Raw genomic sequence first — 16,900 nt, 5'->3', positions numbered from 1 at the left:
TCGGCCGCGGGTTGATAAAAATTAAAGTTGGTCCGGCAGCCACAACGGGCCGGGAATGGTCGCGGGCAATGCAAACTCCTCGGGGTAATCGACCCCCACCAGGTAGAGGCCCCCGGCCTTGGCGGTAACCCCGGCCAGGTTGCGATCCCGGCCTTCCAGCACCTCCTTTACCCAGGCGCCGTCGGCCTCCCCCATGCCCACCTTGAGCAGGGTGCCGGTGATGTTGCGCACCATGTGGTGCAGAAAGGCATTGGCCTTGATATCGAGCACAATATAGTGGCCAAAACGCTGCACGTTAAGGTGCATGATGTTGCGATAGGGGCTTTTGGACTGGCACTGCACCGCGCGAAAGGCACTGAAGTCCCGCTCACCCAGCAGGCACTGACCGGCCGCGTGCATTCTGTCGGCATCGATATGGCCGGCGTAATGGCTGACCCCGGCGCCGTGAATGGCGGGCCGCATATTGTGATTGAAAATAATGTAGCGATAGCGACGGGCGCTGGCGCTGAAGCGGGCGTGAAACTCATCGGGCACCGCCCTGACCCAGCGCACCGCGATGTCCGGCGGCAGGTTGGCGTTCATGCCTAAGGTCCAGGCGCCATCGGGCCGGGTTGCCTGGGTATCGAAATGCACCACCTGGCCGGTGCCGTGCACGCCGGCATCGGTACGACCGGCACACTGCACCTCCACCGGATGATCGGCGATTTTTGAAAGGGCTTTTTCCACCTCTTCCTGGACACTGGGGACTTCCCGCTGCCGTTGCCAGCCGTAATAGCGGCTGCCGTCATACTCTATGCCAAGGGCAATGCGCATATTCAGTTCCAAGATAAAAAAGGAGGGCAATTATACTCGTTGCCACGGCAAAATGAAGAACCGGCCTTACGGCCGGCTCCCGCTGTCACCGTTCACTTGGGGTCAGCGCTTGCCGAGGCGCTGTAGCAGTTTGCGGGCGTCGGCCTGTTGCTCGGCATTGCCTTTTTCCAGCGCCTCGTTGAGCAGTTCCCGGGCGCTGTCGGCATCCTCGATTTCGATATAGGCCCGGGCCAGGTCCAGCTTGGCGCCCATGCCGCCTTCATCCAGATCGATGTCGGTGTCCTGCTCGTCGCTCAGCAGCCCGGCATAGTCGTCAAGCTCGGGACGAACGGTGCTCGCCGGCCGGCTTCGGGGCGCTTGGTCGGCGCTGGCCTTAACCGGTTCGGCGGCCACCGTCTCGGCCTTGTCGGTCACCGGCTCCTCCTCGGCATCAAGGGCAAAGCGGGCATAATCCCGTTTCGCCTCGGTGGCGGTGGTGGCTTCATCGTTGTCAAACAGGCCGTCATCCAGGGCCAGCTCGGACTCGTCGTCGCGGGCACTCGCCTGGTCAAACAGGCCGTCGTCCAGGGCCAGCTCGGATTCGTCGTCACGGGCGCTCGCCTGGTCAAACAGGCCGTCGTCCAGGGCCAGCTCGGATTCGTCGTCACGGGCGGGCGCCTGGTCAATCAGGCCGTCGTTCAGAACTTCATCGTCATCGGCGGCGTTGTCCAAACGGGGCTTTCCGCCGTCGCTCTGCTCCGCCTTTGGCGCCGTTGGGCGTTCACCATCATCGTCGTCCAGGGCAACCTCTGCCTCGGCGCGCTCACCGGCGTCATCAAACAGCACTTCACCACCAGCGTCGTCAAACAGCACCTCGTCATCCTCGGCTCGGGGTTGCTGCTCTTCTTCCTCCAGCCGTTCCTGCTCTTCAAGAAAACGGGCAAAGGCGTCCTCGTCGATGCCGGACTCGTCCTCCTCGCGGGCGTTGGGGCCGTCGGTGGCAGCATCGGCAGGGGAAGCGGCTTCGGTATTGTCCTGCTGCCCTTCCTTGCGTGCCGGCTCGGTGGCAAACAGATCACCAAAGTCGTTATCGTCATCGTCCATCATCAGCTCCGACGACGCCGCTTCCTGCTCGGCCAGTTCCCGCTTGAGCCGGCTGCGCCACCACAGGGTGAACAGCGCCATCAGCAGCAATGCCGGCAACAGCAGCAACAGCGCCAGGTTGAGGGGTTGACCCAGCAACTCGGCCAGCCAGCCGTCCTTGGTTTCCGGCTCCGGCTGTTCAGGGGCCAGACGCACCATTTTCAGCTCGTTCACCTCGGCGGTGAGCTGACTCAGGCGATTGCGCAAGGCCTGGTTGTTGTCGGCAAGCGCGGCCAGTTGCTCATTGGACATGGCCATCTGCTCGCGCAACTCATCCAGCAACCGGGCCTGCAACCGCTCCAGGGCCACCTGCTCGGCCTGATCCGGAGCGGCGACAAGGCTGCCTTCGGCCGCCGCGGGCGCGACCGGCTCGGGTTTGGCAGCGGGCTCCGGTTTGGCCAGCTCGGCAACGGCGGCCGGTGGCTGCGCCGCCCTGGGCTCGCTCAGACCATGACTCGGCGCCGGCTCGGCCGCCTTGGGCGCAGGGGCCGCGGCGGGTTTGGCCGTGGCCGGCGGTGTGGCCACCACGGGGGCGGCCTGCGTCGCCGGCCGGGCCGGTGCCGGGGTAGCCGCGACCTGGGGCCGGGCCTCGCGCCGGCTGCCCTGCTGACTCAGCCGGCGAAACTCGGCCTCGGCCTCGGCGGGGGTGCGCTGTTGCGCCTGGGTCAGGGTGGGCAGGCGCAGGCTGGCGCCTCGCTGCAGATAATTGATATTGCCCCGCACAAAGGCGCCAGGATTGAGATAATAGAGCGCCACCATGGTCTGTTGTACCGTGGCCGGCGCAGAGGTATTACGGGCGGCGATGGACCAGAGGGTGTCGGTGCTGGTGATGGGGCCATAGCGTCCCGGCCGTTGCAGGGAAGGCTGGCTGGCGGCCGGCACCACCTCGGGTGCGGGGGTCGGCGCGGCCGCCGGCGTTTCCGGCCCTCTCAGCTCGATGTAGAACTCCTGTGCCGCGGCCGGCAGGGTAACAGACAGCCACAGGGCCAGCACGGAGTAAAGCGGTGGTCGGCGTTTTCTCATTATGTCGTTGGTATCCCTTGTTTCGAACGCGGGGCCGGCTCACCGGCCGCCCGGCTGACCATGGCACAAGTGTAGAAAAAAACAGTCCCAATAGGAACTTATCTGTACTCGTAGCGGGCCAATGGTTATCGGCCGAAGACGCTCAGGCTTTAAACCCCAGGACCTCGGCCCCCTCGGTCACGCCGCACCACTGCAGCGACCCCAGCTCCCGGCGATCGGCATAGTCCTTGCGCAGCCGGTCAAAAAAGCTTGCCTCGCCCGACGCCAGCCCACGGCGAAAGTTCGCATCATCCTGTTCGATGTCGTACACCAGCCGTACCAGCCGTGCCACCATGGCCTGATCGGGTCGGTCATTCAGGCTGACCGCGCTCACTTCGGGAGCCGGCAGCAGCTCGTCCAGATGACGGGCAACGGGTCGCTCGCCATGGTCGCACAGGGCCCGGTAGAGGGCAAAGGTGCCCCGGGCCTTGCCTTCCAGGCTGTAGCCGGCGATGTGCGCGGTGGCGATCAGCACATGAGGTACCAGCTCGGCCAGCAGCAATGGCTCGTGCTCCCAGACGTCCATCACCAGGGTCAGCGGCGACCCACCCTGCTGGCGGGCGAGCAGGGCGTGATTGTCCCAGACATCGCCCCGACAGGCGTTGATCAGCACCTGCTGCGCATGCAGGCGCTCGATGCGCGGACGGTTGAGCAGGTGGTGGGTGGCATAAGGGCCTTCATGGGTAATGGGCACATGAAAACTGATGACATCGGCGGTCAGTGCCTGGTCAATGTCGACCAGGCCCGACGCACCGGCCTCGGCCAATGGCGGGTCGCAGCGCAGCACGCGCATGCCCAGGCCTTCGGCCCGCCGGGCCACTTCGCTGCCGGTGTTGCCGGCACCGATCACCGCCAGGGTTTTACCGGCCAACTGCCACTGCTTGTGGGCCGCCACCCGCAGCAGGGCCGCCAGCACGTAGTCGCCCACGGCGACCTTGTTGCAGCCCGGGGCGCTGGCAAAGGCGATACCGCGCCGGGCCAGCAGGCCGGTGTCGACATGATCGCAACCGATGGTGGCGGTGCCCACAAAACCAAGCCGGTCTGCCTCACTCAGCAATGCCTCGTTTACTTGAGTGATGGAACGCACCAGCAGCGCATCCACCCCTCGCAGTTGCTCCGGACGCAGCGTGCGCCCGGGCGCGGTCACCACCTCGGCCCAGTCGCCAAACAGCTCGTGCACAAAGGGCATGTTTTCATCGGCCAGCACTTTCATCGCTATCTCCTTGTTATAACGGCCGCTATTGTACTCCGACTTGAATCCGGCTTCACTGCCACCGTTACCGGCTTTCTGCTAGACTGCCGGCCCTTTCCCGCTCGAGATCCATCATGACCCTGCGCCTGTTGTTATTGGTATGTTCTCTGCTCATCCTGCCCGTGGCCCTGGCGAGCCTCGCCTGGCAGTGGCAATGGCACTGGTTTCCGCTGCTGGATCTGGACGAGCCGCCGGCGCTGCTGGCCTATGGCCTGACCCTGACCGTGGGCAAGCTCGGCATTGGCATTACCCTGCTGGCCCTGAGCATGCTTGCCCTGCACCGCGGCCGCCGTCGTCCGGCCCTGCTGCTGGCGTTCTTTTTCTGCCTGTTTGCGGCCCTGGGCGGCGCCTTTGTCACCAAGACGGTGGCCAAGCTTTATTTCAAGGAGCCCAGGCCCTATGTGCTCTGGCTGGTGCAGCAAGGCAGGCTGGCCGACAGTGCCAGCTTTTATGCCATTCCCGAGGCGGCGCGGGAACAGCAACTGCAACAAAGCCTGCTGGGCGTAAGTGACACCCAGATCCCCGGCTGGCTCAAGCACCACTGGCAGGAAGAGGTGAACTATTCCTTTCCTTCCGGCCACTCCATTGCGGCCATGACCATCGCCGGCTTTTTCTGCCTGGTGCTGGGCTATCGCCGGCAGCCGGCCTGGCACCTGGTGGCCCTGGCCGGCTGGGCGGTGGCGGTATGCTATTCACGCTTGTTGCTGGGCCTGCACTGGCCGGCAGACATTCTGGCCAGCAGTGTGCTGGGGGTGTTGTTCGGCGGCGCCGGCGCCTGGGCCTTTTCCCGACTGGATCAGCGGCTGGGTGAGACGTAAGAAAATAGCAACCGCACCGCCTATAAAAAAAGCGCCCTGAGGCGCTTTTTTTAATACCGTTGGAGTATCAGCCCTTGTACTTGCTGAACACCAGGCTGGCGTTGGTGCCGCCAAAGCCAAAGCTGTTGGACATCACGGTGTCCAGCTCGGCGTCCTGACACTCGGTGACGATGGGCAGACCCTTGGCTTTTTCGTCCAGCTCGGTGATGTTGATGCTCGGGGCAATAAAACCGTGCTCCAGCATCAGCAGGGAGTACACCGCCTCGTGCACACCGGCGGCGCCCAGGGCGTGACCGGTCATGGCCTTGGTGGCGGAGATATAGGGGGCCTTATCGCCAAACAGGGTGTGAATGGCTTCCAGCTCCTTGACATCACCCACCGGGGTGGAGGTGCCATGAGTGTTAACATACTGCACCGGTGCCGGAGCGGTGGCCATGGCCTGCTGCATGCAGCGCACCGCGCCTTCGCCGGACGGAGCCACCATGTCGTAGCCGTCGGAAGTGGCGCCATAGCCGGTGATTTCGGCATAGATTTTGGCGCCGCGGGCCAGGGCGTGCTCCAGCTCTTCCACCACGACGATACCGCCGCCACCGGAGATAACGAAGCCGTCACGGCCGGCGTCATAGGTACGGGATGCCTGCTCGGGGGTGTCGTTGTACTTGCTGGACAAGGCGCCCATGGCGTCAAACTGCAGCGCCAGGGTCCAGTCCACTTCTTCTCCGCCACCGGCGAACACGATGTCCTGCTTGCCCAGCTGGATCTGCTCCAGGGCATGGCCAATGCAGTGCGCGGAAGTGGCACAGGCGGAGCTGATGGTGTAGTTGATGCCCTTGATCTTGAACGGCGTGGCCAGACAGGCGGAAGTGGTGGACGACATGGTGCGCGGCACCATGTAGGGGCCCACACGACGCACACCCTTTTCACGCAGAATGTCACAGGCTTCAATCTGGTTCTTGGAAGAGGCGCCGCCGGAGCCGGTCACCAGGCCGGTGCGTTCGTTCGACACCTGGGATTCGTCCAGACCGGCGTCGGCAATGGCCTGCTCCATGGACAGATAGGCGAACGCCGCCGCGTCACCCATAAAGCGCATCACTTTACGATCGATGTGTTCGGACGGGTTCAGCTTGATGTCGCCCCATACCTGGCTGCGCAGCTTATGATCGGCAAACTGCTGGGAAAAGGAAATGCCGGAGCGGCCGGCCTTGAGGGACTCAAGCACTTCTTCCTTGTTGTTGCCAATGCTGGAGACCACACCGATACCGGTAATGACTGCTCTTCTCATCTATCGTTCCTACTGTTTCGATTTGGTGCCAATTCTAACCACAAAGCATGGTCAAACTGGTCAGCTTTCACATAAAATGACCGTTTTTTGCGGCCCCGGAGCGCTCAGTGTCTCACCGTTTTATTACCACAGCCCGTCTCGACTGGAATGACCAGGGAACCCCGGTCGCCACCGCCTTTGACGATGTCTATTTTTCCAATGACAACGGTCTGGCCGAAACCCGCTACGTGTTTCTGGGTCATAACGGGTTGCCACAACGGTTTGCCGAGCACGATCGCGACCTCTTCGTGGTGGCCGAAACCGGCTTCGGGACCGGCCTGAATTTTTTGGCGACCTGGCGAGCCTTTGCCGACTATAAACGCCAGCACCCCCAGGGCAATACACGCCGGCTGCACTTTATCAGCGTGGAGAAATATCCCCTCTCCCGTGACGATCTGCAGCAAGCCCTGCGCCAATGGCCAGAGCTTACCATTTTAAGCGAACATTTGTTAGCTGAATATCCGGTACTGGTTGATGGCTGTCACAGATTGTGGCTCGCGGAAGATGTATGCCTGGATTTGTGGCTGGGGGACGTGGCCGAGCTGCTGCCGCAAATGGACGCCGGGCTCGCCGGCCGGGTCGACGCCTGGTATCTGGACGGCTTTGCCCCGGGTAAAAACCCGGAAATGTGGACACCCGAGCTGTTTGCCCAGCTGGCCCGGCTGGCCCGTAACGGCGCCACCCTGGCCACCTTTACCGCCGCGGGTTTTGTGCGCCGCGGGCTGATTGACGCGGGCTTTGAGGTCAAACGGGTCAAAGGCTTTGGCCGCAAACGGGAAATGCTGGCCGGTTTTCGTCGCAGCGACACTCGGCCCCCCCGCCCTTCACCCTGGTACTGGCGCCGTCCGGGCCTGGGTCAGCGCACCCTGATCGTGGGCGCCGGCGTGGCGGGGGCGGCCCTGGCCCGGCAACTGACCCGCCGCGGCCACCACGTCACCCTGCTGGAACGGGAAAGTGCTTCGGCACAGGGGGCCTCGGGCAACCATCAGGGCGCCATCTATCCACTGCTGAACGGTGATCACGACACCCTGAGCCAGTTTTATCTGCCGGCGTTTTTGTATGGCCGGCGCACCCTTGAGCGCCTGGCTCGACGCCAGCCCTTTGGCCACGACTGGTGTGGCGTGGTACAGCTGGCCCACGATGACAAGAGCGCCGCCAAGATAGACAAACTGATCGCCGGTGCCTTTCCGCCCGAGCTGGTACGGCCCTTGTCTGCCGAGGAAGTGAATGAAACCACCGGCATCGAGGCCAACCGGAGGGGGGTCGCCTATCCGCTTGGCGGCTGGGTCTGCCCCCATGAGCTGACCGCCGCCCTGCTGGCGGAAGCCGGTGATATTGCATGCCATTTTAATACCAGGGTTACCGGTCTTGAACGTATCCATGATGGATGGCAAGTACAGACGGAGCACGGGCAGACATTCGGTGCGGATAATGTGGTGCTGGCCAATGGCCACGCCCTGACCACCCTGGCGCAAACCCAAGGTCTGGCGCTCTATCCGGTGCGTGGCCAGGTCAACCATCTGCCAGCCCAACCGGTGCTGGCGGCACTGAATACTGTGGTGTGCTACGAAGGCTACCTCACTCCCGCCTGGCAAGGGCAGCATTGCGTGGGCGCCAGCTACGACCGACGCGATGCCGGCCTTGATTACCGTGAAACAGACGAAGCCGACAACCTGGCCAAGCTGCAACGTACCCTGCCCGCCCTGGGTGAGCCAAACGCCATTCCGGGAGAAGGCCGGGTGGGCATTCGCGCCGCCTGCCGGGATCACCTGCCCCTGGCCGGTGCCGCTCCCGACAAGGACGCCCAGCTGGCCGACTACACCGACATGCCGAAACGGGCCGGCCAGGCCTTTCCCCTGGCCGCGGATCACGCGGGCCTGTATGTGCTCTCCGGGCTGGGCTCCCGGGGCATGTGCTCGGCGCCGCTGCTGGCGGAAGTGCTCGCCGCCCAGATCCAGGACGAGCCCCTGCCCCTGGGCCGGGAGGTGCTTGACGCCCTCAATCCCAACCGGCACTGGCTGCGCAAACTGCTGAAAGGAAAACCGGTAACTTAAAGCTGGAAGCTAAAAGCTGGAAGCATCATGAAGGAGGAAGTTATTCCGCCGGACGAATCAGGCCGAGCTGACGACCGAAGTCCTGCTCACGCTGAAAGTGTTTAAGCAGGTCCTGGGCAATGCCAAGCTGATGATAACCCACGTTGTCGGCCACCCGGTGCAACTGCATGCAGTCGGCCTGGGGCGCAATTTCAAACAGCGAGCGCTCCAGCCATTCCGCGGCCAGCAGTGCCCGTTCGCGCACCAGCCGCTCGTAGGCGGTCAGCGCCAGCCGGTAGTTCTGCCATTCGGGGGTTTGCGGCCATTCCAGCGGCTCGGTCACGGTGGCGGTCAGCGACACCAGCACGCGGGCAGGTGCGCACCCCGCCTGCCCCTGCTCGCCACTGAGCTGCCACGACATGCGGTAATCCACATCCGCCAGGCTGGGCTCCAGGGCCGTGGAGCCATACACATCCACGGTTTGCCGGGCCTTCAGCTCCATGGCGCCAAAGGCGGGGGTGGCAAGCAACATGAGCAACGCAAAAGACACTCCTTTCACAACTCTTTTCTCCCGATAGCGGCGCCTGACCTGATTTGCTGATTATAAACCCGGCGGCAACTTAAGTCATTTGAGTCTATGGTGGAAAAGCCCGCAATCGGGCATTTGGCCGGGCCGGCATACCTGACAAGCCCGGCCCGCCTCTATATAGTGCAAACAAAGCCGACTGTCTGGAGCGCTGTATGATCACAGCCTATACCCTGAACGGGAAATCCCTTGAAATTCAGCCCCTGAGCCTGACCGACAAGCTACCCGCCAACACCCTGTGGCTGGACATTCTCAAACCCGACGAGCAGGAACAAAGCTGGATGAAGCAGCTGTTCGTGGAAGAAGTGCCCGAGCTGGATGAGCTGGACGACATCGAGGCCTCGGCCCGTTTCTACCGGGACAAGGACGGCCTGCACATCCACTCCCTGTTTCCCCAGCGGCTGGGCAAGGAAATCGACGGCATCAACGTGCTGTTTACCCTGCGCAACAACATGCTGATAAGTTTTCGGGAGGACGATCTGGGCCTGATGCGGCTGCTGCGCCACTATATGCGCCAGGACCGGCTCGAGGTGGAAGATGCCCCGGACCTGCTGCTGGAAATTTTTCAGCTCAAGATCGAATACATTTCGGATCTGATTGAAGACGGCTACAAGACCCTGGAGGAAACCGCCAAGGAAGTGCTGCAGGTGGAAGATCTGCGCCAGACCATGTCGAATCTGATGCATCAGGAAGACGGTAACGGTCATGTGCGTCTGGCGCTGTACGATACGCGCCGAGCGCTGCGCTTTATGCGCCGCACCCTGCGCAAGCAGGCCAGCGACGAGCAGCGCAAGTGGATAGACGAGCTGCTCTACGACATCGAGTCGCTGCTGCCCCATACCCAGTTTCTGTTCGACAAGATCAACTTTCAGCTGGAGGCAGCCATGGGCTTTACCAGCCTGGAGCAGAGCAAGGTGATCAAGATTTTCTCGGTGGCCGCCGTGGTGTTTCTGCCCCCCACCCTGATCGCCAGTATTTACGGCATGAACTTCAACTTTATGCCGGAGCTGGCACTGAAATACGGTTACCCGCTGTCGCTGGTGCTGATGTTGTTGTCCGCCTGCGGCACCTATTACTTCTTCAAGCGCAAAGGCTGGCTGTAGCCGCATCATGAAGCGCCGGCAACCGGTCAACGCGCCGGCCATGGCTTATCACCATAGTGACCTGATCGACGAGGAATGACATGAAATACCCATGCATGACCCTGCTGCTGGCCGCCCTCGGCCTGGCCGGCTGCGACAATAACGAGGTGGGCGATGTGTCCCTGGGGCTGTTTACCACCAAGGACATCAAGATTGAGGTGCTGACCGATCCGGAAGTGCCCGGCGTCACCTGCCATATGTCCAACATAGTGGCAGACCTGGATCTGGCCGATCCGTCGGACATGTCGATCAGCTGCCGGCAGACCGGCGAGATCACCGCCGCCATGATAGCCGGCATCGACCGCTCGAAAAGCGGTGATATCGTGTTCAAGAAGTCCAAGAGCATCTTTCTCAAGAGCCTGAAGATTCGCCGCATCTATGACGAAACCAGCCAGAGTCTGCTCTATATCGCCTACAGCACCAAGGAGACCAGCGGCAGCTACAAACACTCCATGTCGACGGTGCCCTTGTGGGGCACCCAGGCCTATCAGGCCGCCTCCCGGCCCTGAACGCCACAACGGGGGCCAAAGGCCCCCGCATTCAGCGCGCTTCGCCCAGACGTGCCCTGACCGCCGCCACCGAAGAAAAGTCGGTGACGGTGGCGATCACCTTGCCGTCTCTGAGTTTCAGCAGTACCGGCAGGTCGCGCACGCCGAATTCGTTAAACAACACGCCATGACGATCAATGTGAAACGGTATCGTCATTTGGTATTTTTCCACAAACTCGCTCAGCGCCTTGTCGTCCGTCCACAGGTGATTGACCACTCCCTGCCAGGGCTCTTCAGGCAACTGTTTCACCAGCTCGTTCAACCCTTGCTGCACGTCCTTGCAGCGTCGCGCCATGCCGGGCCTGGCTTCTTCCAGGTACCAGTCGCACCAGGTCGCGCTAAAAAACACCAGGTGTTCTCCCTGCTGCCAGGGCGCCAGCAGCCGTGCCTTTTGCTTCTCGCCTAACGTCTCGGTGCCGGCCGAAGACAGCGACTGTCCGTCGGCCAGCCGCGCCATCACGCCGTCGAGCATCGCATCGGACTCATGGGTGGTGTAGACGATCTTCCCCGCGGGGTTGATCAGTACCGAATAGGGAGTGCCTTCCAGCCCCAGCTCCAGTGCCAGCTGGCCCCGTTGATCCATCCATACCGGCATGGTCAGCCCGAACCTGTCGATCACGCTGCTGACCCGGCCCGAACGTTCATTGATGTTGATGTTCACCGCCACGAAATTAATGCGGTCGCCAAAGGTGTCTTGCAGCAGCTGAAAGTGGGGCATCTGCTGCATGCAGGGCTGACACCAGGTGGCCCAGAACTTGATATAGGTCGGCTTGGCATGATCCAGCTCCGCCAGCCGGGTTGGCGTGCCGGTGGCAAAATCGGTCAGTTCAATGGTGCGATAATGCGACTCCTGGCTCCAGGCGGATAAGGACAGGGTCAGGCAAAACGCCAGACACAGGCGCGCAAGGGGGATGATCATAAAAGGCTCCTCGGTGGCAATGGGTTCCCGTGAAGTGTGAACGAACGCCGTCAGGGTGCCTTGTAGTTTTGCGACAACTTGCGTTTACGGTATTCGGCGGGGGTACCGCCGACAAAGCGGCGAAAGGCATGGGTGAAGTGGGCCTGATCGTAATAACCGCAAGACAGCGCGACCTGTGCCAGTGAAGCCTTTGGGCGGGCCAGTTGCAGTCGGGCCGCCTGCATGCGCACACAAAGCTGGTAAAACGCCGGACTCAGGCCTATCTGCTGCTGCAGCCGTCGCTCCAGGGTGCGGCTGCTGATGCCAAGCCGGCAGGCCACCTGGCCCACTCGCATGTCCGGCTCCCGTAACATGGCCAACGCCAGCCGAGTCTGCGAGGCGTCGCCGGTGTGCACCGCCTCCTCCGCGAGCCAGCCTTCCAGCCTGGCAATGGCCGGCACCACCGCCAGGCCGTCCAGCCCGACCAGCAGCCGGCGCAAGCGGGCTTGCGCCGGGCTGGGCAACAGCTGGCAGGCATCCACCGCCCCCGCCGGCAACAGGGTGGGAGACACCCCAAACAACTGAAACAGGGCGCCGGGCCTGAGCCGGGCGCTGATGCAGCGATGCCCGGCCAGAAACAGATGCCGCTCGGTACGCCGGTTGAATTCGATGCGGGCGCCGCGCAGGGGGCCGTCAAGGGTCACCGTCAGGCTGCAGCCGCCGTCCGGATACGTGGTCTCAAAGGATCCGTAAGGCAGGCCGGCACCTTCGCCAATGGCCCAGAAGCAGTCCACCCAGCCGGCCAGCTCGGGATCCGGCAAAAAGCGCCGAAATCCCAGATAGCGGAATGCCAGCTGCCCTTGCTCACGCACCCCAGGCCCTCCCCCGGGATCGGAGTTCGGGGCCGCGCCGTGAGCGGAAAAACAGCTTGTCCTGAGCCTGGTTCATTTTCATCGCCCTCAGCTGCGAATCATCTGCTCCCTGAGCTGGTGAATGCGATCCCGCAGCGCCGCGGCCTGCTCGAACTCCAGGTTCTGGGCGTGGGCCAGCATTTGCTGCTCCAGCTCGTCGATCTGGTGGCTGAGCTCCCTGGCACTGGGCAGGTGTTCCGGCAACGGGGCTTTGTCCTTGGCCCGTTTTGACCCCACCCGCTTGGTGCCGTCCAGATCCATCACATCGGTGATGCGCTTGTTGAGGCCCTTGGGCACAATGCCGTGCTCTTCGTTAAAGGCCTGCTGCTTGGCCCGCCGCCGCTCGGTTTCATCAATGGCGGCAGCCATGGAGCGGGTAATGCGGTCGGCATAGAGAATGGCCTTGCCGTTCAGGTTGCGGGCGGCCCGGCCTATGGTCTGGATCAGGGAACGCTCGGAGCGCAGGAAGCCTTCCTTGTCCGCATCGAGAATGGCCACCAGCGACACTTCCGGCATGTCCAGGCCTTCCCGCAACAGGTTGATGCCCACCAGCACGTCAAACTCGCCCAGGCGCAGATCACGAATGATCTCCATGCGTTCCACGGTATCAATGTCGGAATGCAGGTAGCGCACCTTGACCCCGTGCTCGTTCAGGTACTCGGTGAGATCTTCCGCCATGCGCTTGGTCAGGGTGGTCACCAGTACTCGCTCGCCCTGCTCCACTCGAAGCCTCGCTTCGGAGAGCAGATCGTCCACCTGAGTCGCCACCGGGCGCACCTCAAGCACAGGGTCAAGCAGGCCGGTCGGACGCACCACCTGCTCGGCAATATCATTCCCGGACTTGTCGAGCTCATAGGGGCCGGGAGTGGCCGACACAAACACCGTCTGGGGCATCAGCGCCTCGAACTCCTCAAAGCGCAGGGGCCGGTTGTCCAGCGCCGAGGGCAGGCGAAAGCCGTATTCCACCAGGGTCTCCTTGCGAGAACGGTCGCCTTTATACATGCCGCCAATCTGGGGCACGGTGACGTGGGACTCGTCGATGATCAGCAGGCCGTCACCGGGCAGATAGTCAAACAGGGTGGGCGGCGGCTCGCCCTCCCCCCGGCCCGACAGGTAGCGAGAGTAGTTTTCAATGCCGGAGCAGTAACCCAGCTCCTGTATCATCTCGATGTCAAACTGGGTACGCTGACTGATGCGCTGCTCTTCCAGCAGCTTGTTGGCCGAGAGCAGCTGCGCCTTGCGCTCAACCAGCTCTTTTTTAATGTGTTCTATGGCTTCCAGCAGGGTCTCCCGCGGGGTCACATAGTGGGTCTTGGGGTAGATGGTAAAACGGGCCACCGTCTGCAGCACGGCGCCGGTGAGCGGATCAAACAGGCTGATGCGCTCGATCTCGTCATCGAACAGCTCCACTCGCACCGCCTGATCGTCCGATTCGGCGGGAAAGATGTCCACCACCTCCCCGCGTACGCGAAAGGTGCCGCGCTGAAAAGCCGCGTCGTTGCGGCTGTATTGCAGCTCCGCCAGCCGGCGCAGCATGTCGCGCTGATCCAGCACATCGCCGGTGCGCAGATGCAGCATCATGCTCAGGTAGGACTGAGGATCGCCCAGGCCGTAAATGGCCGACACCGAGGCCACGATAATCACATCCCGCCGCTCCATCAGCGCCTTGGTGGCCGACAACCGCATCTGCTCGATGTGATCGTTGATGGAAGCGTCCTTTTCAATAAAGGTGTCGGTGGTGGGCACATAGGCCTCGGGCTGGTAGTAGTCGTAATAGGAAACGAAATACTCCACCGCGTTGTGCGGAAAGAACTCCTTCATCTCGCCATACAGCTGGGCCGCCAGGGTCTTGTTGGGCGCCAGCACCATGGTAGGCCGGTTGAGGGTGGCAATGACGTTGGCCATGGTAAAGGTCTTGCCGGAGCCGGTAACCCCCAGCAGGGTCTGGTGCGCCAGCCCGGACTCGATGCCGTCCAGCAACTGGGCGATGGCGGTGGGCTGATCGCCGCCGGGCTGATAGTCGCTCACCAGTTCAAATGTCTTGCTCATGGGCCCTGCCTCCTCGCTATGCCCGGCCAGTGTACCTCCGAGTGACCTTTATTGGCAAAAACGGGCGCGAATGGCCGTTAGCAACAAAATCCCTTTGGGGCCTTGACCCGGACAGATCGGCCGCGTATTATTCGCGGCCTCTTCACGAGATTCCCCCTTAGTTCAGTCGGTAGAACGGCGGACTGTTAATCCGTATGTCGCTGGTTCGAGTCCAGCAGGGGGAGCCACTTTTTCGCCTGTCGGCACTTGACTTATCCACTAAATCAACAATCCACTCCGGCAAAAACCCACATGCCAGCGGCTTTGTTTCATTCCCTCGCCAGTGTCGATAAACTGAGCGGGATTTTTTTGTTGCTTTTTTTAAAGCATTGATTTTCAATGCATTATCATTTGATTGTTTTTTTGCCGGATTAATTGAAAGCCGCGCCCTGACTGGCTTCTCACCGCTTTCCTTCATCAAGTCCACACGGTTATCCACAGAAATAGTGGATAACCTGCCCAAACCCAGCCGCCGCGAGGCTCCCGCCGGCTGTGCATAACCCGTGATCAAATCAGTGCCGTACGAAACTGAAAAAATCCCCGGCCGCGATATTCGGCAAAGCGCCGCAACCCGTTTCGTTTTTTTACATACATTGCCGCATTCAATCGTACCGGCAGGCCAGATTTATATGACTTTTTCCCTACTTGGGTCTCAATTCGCCATCAACACCGGTAAAATTTCACTATCAGCACGATTAAGACCCGTTTTGCTCCTTAACTAACCCGGCCTTCATCGCACCGGCCACCGCCTCGGCACGGGTGCCCAGCACCACCTGCAGGTGGTGCTCCCCCAGGTGCACCACGCCTTTTGCTCCCAGGGCCCGCAGCCGGGCGTCGTCCGCCAGGGCGGTATCCTTCAGGGTCAGCCGCAGTCGAGTGATGCAGGCGTCAATGTGTTGCAGGTTGCCGGCCCCGCCCAAGGCGGCGATCAATCCTCTCGCCAACACACTGTCCTGATCATCCTTGGGCCGAATCGTTTCGTTCTGCTGCTCAGGGGCATCGCCGGCGAGCTCCCGTCCCGGCGTGGCAAGGTGAAACAGGCGAATGGCCGAGTAGAACAACACGAAATAGAGCAGCGCCATCACCAGCCCCAGTCCCAGTAAACGCCAGGGATGGGTGGCCAGCCCCCAGTTCAGTACCAGATCAAACAGGCCGGCGGAAAAGCCAAAACCGTGCAGCGCACCCAGGGCATTGGCCGCCATCAGCGACACCCCGGTAAGCAGCGCATGCAGGCCATAGAGCAACGGCGCCAGAAACATAAAGGTAAATTCGAGCGGCTCGGTAATGCCGGTGAGCAAGGAGGTCAGCGCCATCGACAGCAGCAGGCCTGCGGCCCGGGCCCTGTGCCCCCTGGGCGCTGCCAGCACCATGGCCAGGGCCGCCGCCGGCAGGCCAAACATCATCACCGGAAAGAAACCGGCCATAAATCCGCCGGCGGTGGGGTCGCCGGCAAAGAATCGATTCAGATCACCCCGAACAACGTCGTCGGCGATGCCGTTGATCACGGCGCCGTCCACGCCGGGCACGGCCCCGCCCACGCTGAGGGTGCCGGCCAGGGCCGGTGCCAGGCAAATATGCTGCTGAACACCGCCGGCCTCATAACTCACCTTGAGGCAATCTCCCAGGCCAAACCAGAACAGGGAATTGAGCACATGGTGCAGCCCCACCGGGATCAGCGCCCGGTTGAGCACGCCATAGACAAACTGCCCCGCACCACCGGCGCCCGCCACCGCCTGGCCAAGGCCGTCGATGGCCTGCTGCACCGGCGGCCAGGCAACCCCCAGCAACACCGCGACCAGCAGACACAATAGCCCGGTCATGATGGGCACCAGCCGCTTGCCGCCAAAAAAGGCCAGGCTGTCCGGCAGGCGCACGGCGGCAAAGCGGTTATAACAGTGCCCGGCGATGATGCCGGCGATAATGCCGCCAAAAAATGACAGCCTGATCTCGGCATGAAGGCTCACCACGGCACCGGTGAGTACCAGGTACCCCACGGCGCCGGCCAGGGCCGCGGCACCGGCATCGTCCCGGGACAGGCCCACGGCGATGCCGATGGCAAACAGCAGTGGCAACTGATCAAACAGGGCGGCCCCCGCCTGGGCCATAAAGGGCAGGGCGAGCAGATCCGGCTGTCCGAGGCGCAACAGCAGCGCCGCCACCGGCAGGGTGGCAATGGGCAGCATCAGCGCCTTGCCCAGCCTTTGCAGATATCCCAACAGCATCACAGCGACTCTCCGTGGTCATGGCCGGGCCGGCGTGCCATGATCGTTCCCCGGGCCCGTGGCAAGGCAACGACACTTTCTTTA

13 protein-coding genes and 1 tRNA gene are annotated in these 16,900 nt (G+C 62.3%); 5 read left to right on the top strand and 9 right to left on the bottom strand.

The features are described from left to right. Window positions 1-21: 21 nt before the first annotated feature. From truA to B6S08_RS00550, 3 genes are all read right to left on the bottom strand, one after another. On the bottom strand, window positions 22-813 hold the full coding sequence (gene truA / locus B6S08_RS00560) for a tRNA pseudouridine(38-40) synthase TruA (RefSeq protein ID WP_094200497.1): 792 nt from the start codon (window positions 811-813) through the stop codon (window positions 22-24). A gap of 102 nt (window positions 814-915) precedes the next feature. Beyond that, entirely contained in the window at window positions 916-2,958 is a 2,043-nt protein-coding gene (locus B6S08_RS00555; protein ID WP_245849780.1) for a FimV/HubP family polar landmark protein, read from the bottom strand. 142 nt (window positions 2,959-3,100) lie between these two features. Next, window positions 3,101-4,210: a 4-phosphoerythronate dehydrogenase gene (locus B6S08_RS00550; RefSeq protein WP_094198839.1), complete on the bottom strand. Its 1,110-nt coding sequence runs from the start codon at window positions 4,208-4,210 to the stop codon at window positions 3,101-3,103. 113 nt (window positions 4,211-4,323) lie between these two features. On the opposite strand from B6S08_RS00550, the gene B6S08_RS00545 reads away from it, so the two are divergent. Beyond that, entirely contained in the window at window positions 4,324-5,067 is a 744-nt protein-coding gene (locus tag B6S08_RS00545; RefSeq protein WP_094198838.1) for a phosphatase PAP2 family protein, read from the top strand. A 67-nt stretch (window positions 5,068-5,134) separates the two neighbouring features. Here the strand turns inward: B6S08_RS00545 and fabB are convergent, their stop codons facing one another. Further along, a complete protein-coding gene (gene fabB / locus B6S08_RS00540; RefSeq protein ID WP_094198837.1) occupies window positions 5,135-6,349 on the bottom strand; it encodes a beta-ketoacyl-ACP synthase I in 1,215 nt (404 codons plus the stop codon). Between the two features lie 107 nt (window positions 6,350-6,456). Here fabB and mnmC point away from each other — a divergent pair, with 107 nt between their 5' ends. Continuing rightward, window positions 6,457-8,442, top strand: coding sequence for a bifunctional tRNA (5-methylaminomethyl-2-thiouridine)(34)-methyltransferase MnmC2/FAD-dependent 5-carboxymethylaminomethyl-2-thiouridine(34) oxidoreductase MnmC1 (gene mnmC, locus B6S08_RS00535; RefSeq protein WP_094198836.1), 1,986 nt, complete (start codon window positions 6,457-6,459; stop codon window positions 8,440-8,442). Window positions 8,443-8,482: 40 nt separating this feature from the next. On the opposite strand, the gene B6S08_RS00530 is transcribed toward mnmC, so the two are convergent. Next, a complete protein-coding gene (locus B6S08_RS00530; protein ID WP_094198835.1) occupies window positions 8,483-8,953 on the bottom strand; it encodes a DUF922 domain-containing protein in 471 nt (156 codons plus the stop codon). A gap of 209 nt (window positions 8,954-9,162) precedes the next feature. Here B6S08_RS00530 and corA point away from each other — a divergent pair, with 209 nt between their 5' ends. Both corA and B6S08_RS00520 read left to right on the top strand, forming a co-directional pair. Next, complete coding sequence (corA, locus tag B6S08_RS00525) at window positions 9,163-10,110, top strand: magnesium/cobalt transporter CorA (protein WP_094198834.1); 948 nt, start codon at window positions 9,163-9,165, stop codon at window positions 10,108-10,110. Window positions 10,111-10,190: 80 nt separating this feature from the next. Further along, the gene (locus B6S08_RS00520; protein WP_094198833.1) at window positions 10,191-10,658 is read left to right on the top strand and encodes a CreA family protein; all 468 of its coding nucleotides are present in this window, start codon (window positions 10,191-10,193) and stop codon (window positions 10,656-10,658) included. 31 nt (window positions 10,659-10,689) lie between these two features. Here B6S08_RS00520 and B6S08_RS00515 read toward each other — a convergent pair whose 3' ends face one another. The 3 genes from B6S08_RS00515 to uvrB all read right to left on the bottom strand — a co-directional run bounded on the left by B6S08_RS00515 (window position 10,690) and on the right by uvrB (window position 14,555). Next, window positions 10,690-11,616, bottom strand: coding sequence for a TlpA family protein disulfide reductase (locus tag B6S08_RS00515; RefSeq protein ID WP_094198832.1), 927 nt, complete (start codon window positions 11,614-11,616; stop codon window positions 10,690-10,692). 50 nt (window positions 11,617-11,666) lie between these two features. Then, complete coding sequence (locus tag B6S08_RS00510; RefSeq protein WP_094198831.1) at window positions 11,667-12,467, bottom strand: helix-turn-helix domain-containing protein; 801 nt, start codon at window positions 12,465-12,467, stop codon at window positions 11,667-11,669. 87 nt (window positions 12,468-12,554) lie between these two features. Further along, on the bottom strand, window positions 12,555-14,555 hold the full coding sequence (gene uvrB / locus B6S08_RS00505) for an excinuclease ABC subunit UvrB (RefSeq protein ID WP_094198830.1): 2,001 nt from the start codon (window positions 14,553-14,555) through the stop codon (window positions 12,555-12,557). A 151-nt stretch (window positions 14,556-14,706) separates the two neighbouring features. Between uvrB and B6S08_RS00500 the strand changes: the two genes are divergently transcribed. Continuing rightward, window positions 14,707-14,782: transfer RNA gene (locus B6S08_RS00500), tRNA-Asn, on the top strand. A gap of 507 nt (window positions 14,783-15,289) precedes the next feature. On the opposite strand, the gene nagE is transcribed toward B6S08_RS00500, so the two are convergent. Continuing rightward, complete coding sequence (gene nagE / locus B6S08_RS00495) at window positions 15,290-16,816, bottom strand: N-acetylglucosamine-specific PTS transporter subunit IIBC (protein ID WP_245849840.1); 1,527 nt, start codon at window positions 16,814-16,816, stop codon at window positions 15,290-15,292. Window positions 16,817-16,900: the final 84 nt, after the last annotated feature.

This window comes from Oceanimonas doudoroffii (assembly GCF_002242685.1).
Taxonomy (GTDB): domain Bacteria; phylum Pseudomonadota; class Gammaproteobacteria; order Enterobacterales; family Aeromonadaceae; genus Oceanimonas; species Oceanimonas doudoroffii.
Note: the sequence above shows the minus strand (reverse complement) of the source record. Positions and strands in the feature narration are given on the sequence as shown.